This window comes from Streptomyces sp. CO7 (assembly GCF_053474865.1).
This window is the reverse complement of record NZ_JBRIOU010000007.1, coordinates 112,126-115,712: the sequence shown is the minus strand read 5'-3', so window position 1 is coordinate 115,712 and position 3,587 is coordinate 112,126. Positions and strand designations below refer to the sequence as shown.

The 3,587-nt window shown below is 71.9% G+C and carries 5 protein-coding genes; 4 read left to right on the top strand and 1 reads right to left on the bottom strand.

Going from position 1 to position 3,587, the window contains the following annotated elements; translation table 11 throughout:
• Window positions 1–144 precede the first annotated feature (144 nt).
• Window positions 145–870: an SseB family protein gene (locus ACOV8S_RS24355; protein ID WP_448320296.1), complete on the top strand. Its 726-nt coding sequence runs from the start codon at window positions 145–147 to the stop codon at window positions 868–870.
• A 23-nt stretch (window positions 871–893) separates the two neighbouring features.
• On the opposite strand, the gene ACOV8S_RS24350 is transcribed toward ACOV8S_RS24355, so the two are convergent.
• Window positions 894–1,247 (bottom strand): DUF1844 domain-containing protein, encoded by a 354-nt coding sequence (locus ACOV8S_RS24350; protein ID WP_351112483.1) that lies wholly within the window; start codon window positions 1,245–1,247, stop codon window positions 894–896.
• A 416-nt stretch (window positions 1,248–1,663) separates the two neighbouring features.
• Here ACOV8S_RS24350 and infC point away from each other — a divergent pair, with 416 nt between their 5' ends.
• The 3 genes from infC to rplT all read left to right on the top strand — a co-directional run bounded on the left by infC (window position 1,664) and on the right by rplT (window position 3,146).
• Window positions 1,664–2,338 carry a translation initiation factor IF-3 gene (infC, locus tag ACOV8S_RS24345; protein ID WP_448320443.1) on the top strand — a complete coding sequence of 225 codons (675 nt, stop codon included), beginning with the start codon at window positions 1,664–1,666 and terminating at the stop codon, window positions 2,336–2,338.
• Between the two features lie 127 nt (window positions 2,339–2,465).
• Complete coding sequence (gene rpmI, locus ACOV8S_RS24340) at window positions 2,466–2,660, top strand: 50S ribosomal protein L35 (protein WP_007829094.1); 195 nt, start codon at window positions 2,466–2,468, stop codon at window positions 2,658–2,660.
• Between the two features lie 102 nt (window positions 2,661–2,762).
• On the top strand, window positions 2,763–3,146 hold the full coding sequence (rplT, locus tag ACOV8S_RS24335; RefSeq protein ID WP_151774738.1) for a 50S ribosomal protein L20: 384 nt from the start codon (window positions 2,763–2,765) through the stop codon (window positions 3,144–3,146).
• Window positions 3,147–3,587: the final 441 nt, after the last annotated feature.

The window sequence follows — 3,587 nt, the reverse complement described above, 5'->3', positions numbered from 1 at the left end:
TCCCGCGCCCGGCCCGGTCCGCGTCCGCCGCCGACCCCGCGTCCCGCGCCCGGCCCTGCCCGCGTCCGCCGCTCGGTCCCGTGCCCGGCCCGGCCCCGCGCCCGGCCGCCGGGCGCTCCGGGCCGCGGCGATAGGGTCGGGGGCGTGAACAAGAACATCCCCGACCCCGGGTTCGCCGACGACGACGGCTCCGCGGACCCCCGCCTCGCCGCCGCCCTGGAGGCCTGGTCGAAGGACCGCACCGCGCACGGCCCCGTGCTGGAGGCGCTGAAGGACGCCCGCCTCCTCGTCCCCGTGGTCGCCGTCCTCGGCGAGGTCGAGGTGGACGAGAACGGTCTGCGCCGGGAGAAGACCAGCGACATGGCCGTGCCGACCCTGAAGGCCGGCGACCGCACCGCGCTGCCAGCCTTCACCTCCACCGAGGCGCTGGCCCTGTGGGACCCGGCCGCCCGCCCCGTCGCCGTCCCGCTGGGACAGGCGCTGCGGGCCGCCGCGCACGAGAAGGCGGACACGATCGTGCTGGACCTGGCCGGACCGGTGGCCTACGAGCTGAACCGTCCGGCGCTGCTGGCGCTGGCCGAGGGGCGCACCGCCCTCGACCCGTCGGCCGACCCGGCCGTCACCGCCGCGCTCCGCGCCACGCTCGCCGCCGAGCCCGCGGTGGGGCTGGCGTACCTGCTGCCGGGGGAGCGGGACGGGATGCTCGCGCTGGTGCTGGACGATGCCGAGGCCGCCCCGGCCGTGGTCCGCTCGCTGGCGGGACGGCTCGCGGAGGACGAGACGCTGAGGGCCCGCCTGCTGCGCGGTCTCGACCTGGCGGTGGTGCCGGCCGGGACCTCGCTGCCGGGCGAGCCCCTGTACGTGCGCTGAGCGCGCCGCGCCGGGTGTCGGCGTTAGCCCCAGACGGGGCCCGTGTACTTCTCGCCCGGGCCCTGCCCCGGCTCGTCCGCGACGGTCGACGCCTCGCGGAAGGCGAGCTGCAGCGACTTCAGGCCGTCCTTCAGCGGGGCGGCGTGGAAGGAGCTGATCTCGGTGGCGCTCGCGTCCAGCAGGCCGGCCAGCGCGTGGATCAGCTTGCGGGCCTCGTCGAGGTCCTTGTACTTGTCACCCTCGTCGGTGAGGCCGAGGTTGACCGCGGCGGCGCTCATCAGGTTCACGGCGACCGTCACGATGACCTCGACGGCGGGGACCTCCGCGATGTCACGGGTCATGGCGTCGAAGTCGGGCGTCTCAGAACTCTCACTCATGCCCCACACGATAGGCGCAGGCCCGGCCCCGTCCTCGCGCGGGACCACCGCCGCCGCGCGTGCGGCACCGCGTTGGCGGCACGCCCGGCGGCCTGCTAATCTTGTGTCCACGACCGGCCGGACACGTGTGTCGCGAGACCACGGACCCGGCCCACAAGTGGAGTCCTTCGAACTCCCACCTGGCTGCCCACAGGGCGGCGGGTCACCGGTCAGCGAGAGCCGTTCTTCCAGGACGTCGTTTCGCCGAATGCGCGCCCCGCGACGATCGCGACGGTGCTCCGGTAGCAGTTCGAGGAGCCCCGCCTGTGAGACCGTGCGGGGCATTTTTCGTGTCCCGGCGCGGTTAGGTCCTACGAAGACACAGACGTCCGCGGCTGTCACACCAGGCTGCCGCGAGGTGCTACCGAGGAGGATCCATCAGCGCCGAGCCCCGCATCAACGACCGGATTCGCGTTCCCGAGGTGCGACTTGTCGGTCCCAGCGGCGAGCAGGTCGGGATTGTCCCGCTTGCCAAGGCCCTGGAGCTTGCGCAGGAGTACGACCTGGACCTGGTCGAGGTCGCGGCGAACGCCCGTCCGCCCGTGTGCAAGCTCATGGACTACGGGAAGTTCAAGTACGAGTCGGCCATGAAGGCCCGTGAGGCGCGCAAGAACCAGGCGCACACGGTCATCAAGGAGATGAAGCTCCGGCCGAAGATCGACCCGCACGACTACGACACCAAGAAGGGTCACGTCGTCCGGTTCCTCAAGCAGGGTGACAAGGTCAAGATCACGATCATGTTCCGCGGTCGTGAGCAGTCCCGCCCCGAGCTGGGCTACCGACTGCTGCAGCGTCTCGCGGAGGATGTGGCCGACCTCGGGTTCGTCGAGTCGAACCCGAAGCAGGACGGCCGCAACATGATCATGGTCCTCGGTCCGCACAAGAAGAAGACCGAGGCGATGGCCGAGGCCCGCGAGGCCCAGGCGGCCCGCAAGGCGGACGCGAAGGCCAACCCCGGCAAGTCGCAGAACGCCGCCGAGGCCGAGGCTTCCGCCGACGGCCAGGCCGAGGCTCCCGCCGACGACCAGGCAGAGGCTTCGACCGACGCCTGATCCTCCTGGACGCACGTCCGGGATTGTCCAGCACAACAGAGCGACGCTCCGTACAGTGCCCGGCCTGGCCGCCGACAGGCGGCCGAACCGGGCACCGGAGCGCCACCGACGAGGAGAGAACGGCGCTATGCCGAAGAACAAGTCGCACAGCGGTGCCAGCAAGCGCTTCAAGGTCACCGGCTCCGGCAAGGTGCTCCGCGAGCGCGCCGGCAAGCGCCACCTGCTCGAGCACAAGTCGTCCCGTCTGACGCGTCGCCTGACCGGCAACGCCGAGATGGCCCCGGGCGACGCCAAGAAGATCAAGAAGCTTCTCGGCAAGTGACGTCCCGGCGGCCCGGCCGCCGGACGTCAGTGAAGACCGGGACCCAAGTCGTTTCCGGGCCGTGTGACCAACCACCGCGGCCCCGCTACAAGGAGTTAAAAAGTGGCACGCGTCAAGCGGGCAGTCAACGCCCACAAGAAGCGCCGGGCGATCCTCGAGCAGGCCTCCGGCTACCGCGGTCAGCGTTCGCGCCTGTACCGCAAGGCCAAGGAGCAGGTCACCCACTCGCTGGTCTACAACTACAACGACCGCAAGAAGCGCAAGGGTGACTTCCGTCAGCTGTGGATCCAGCGCATCAACGCCGCTGCCCGCGCCAACGGCATGACCTACAACCGCTTCATCCAGGGTCTGAAGGCCGCCAACGTCGAGGTGGACCGCAAGATCCTCGCGGAGCTGGCCGTCAACGACGCCACCGCCTTCGCGGCCCTGATCGAGGTCGCCCAGAAGGCGCTCCCCGCGGACGTGAACGCGCCGAAGGCCGCGTGACGTCTGCCGGTGGACACCGGCTGTGACACCCCGGACCCGCAGGCCTGACGGCCTGCGGGTCCGGACGTGTGTGGGCCCCGGCCCCGGCCCGGCCTCCCGACGGCTCCCGCCCTCGGTGGATCCTGTCGTTCGGCCGCGCGCCTCGTCCGCCCCACCAGCGACACCCGGCCTCCGGCCCCAGCGACACCCGGCCTCCGTGACACCTGGCCGCAGCGACACCGGCTCCGGTGTCCGCCGGCCTTCGCGACACCTGGTTCCGGCGACCACCGGTGCCGGCGACCACCGGTCCCGGCAACCAACGGCTCTGGCGACCACCGGTCCCGGCAACCAACGGCTCAGGCCACCACCGGTCCCGGCAACCAACGGCTCCGGCCACCACCGGTTCCGTCGAGCCCGGCCCCGGGGACACCCGGCCCCGCGCCGTGGGTCCCGTGTCGGGTC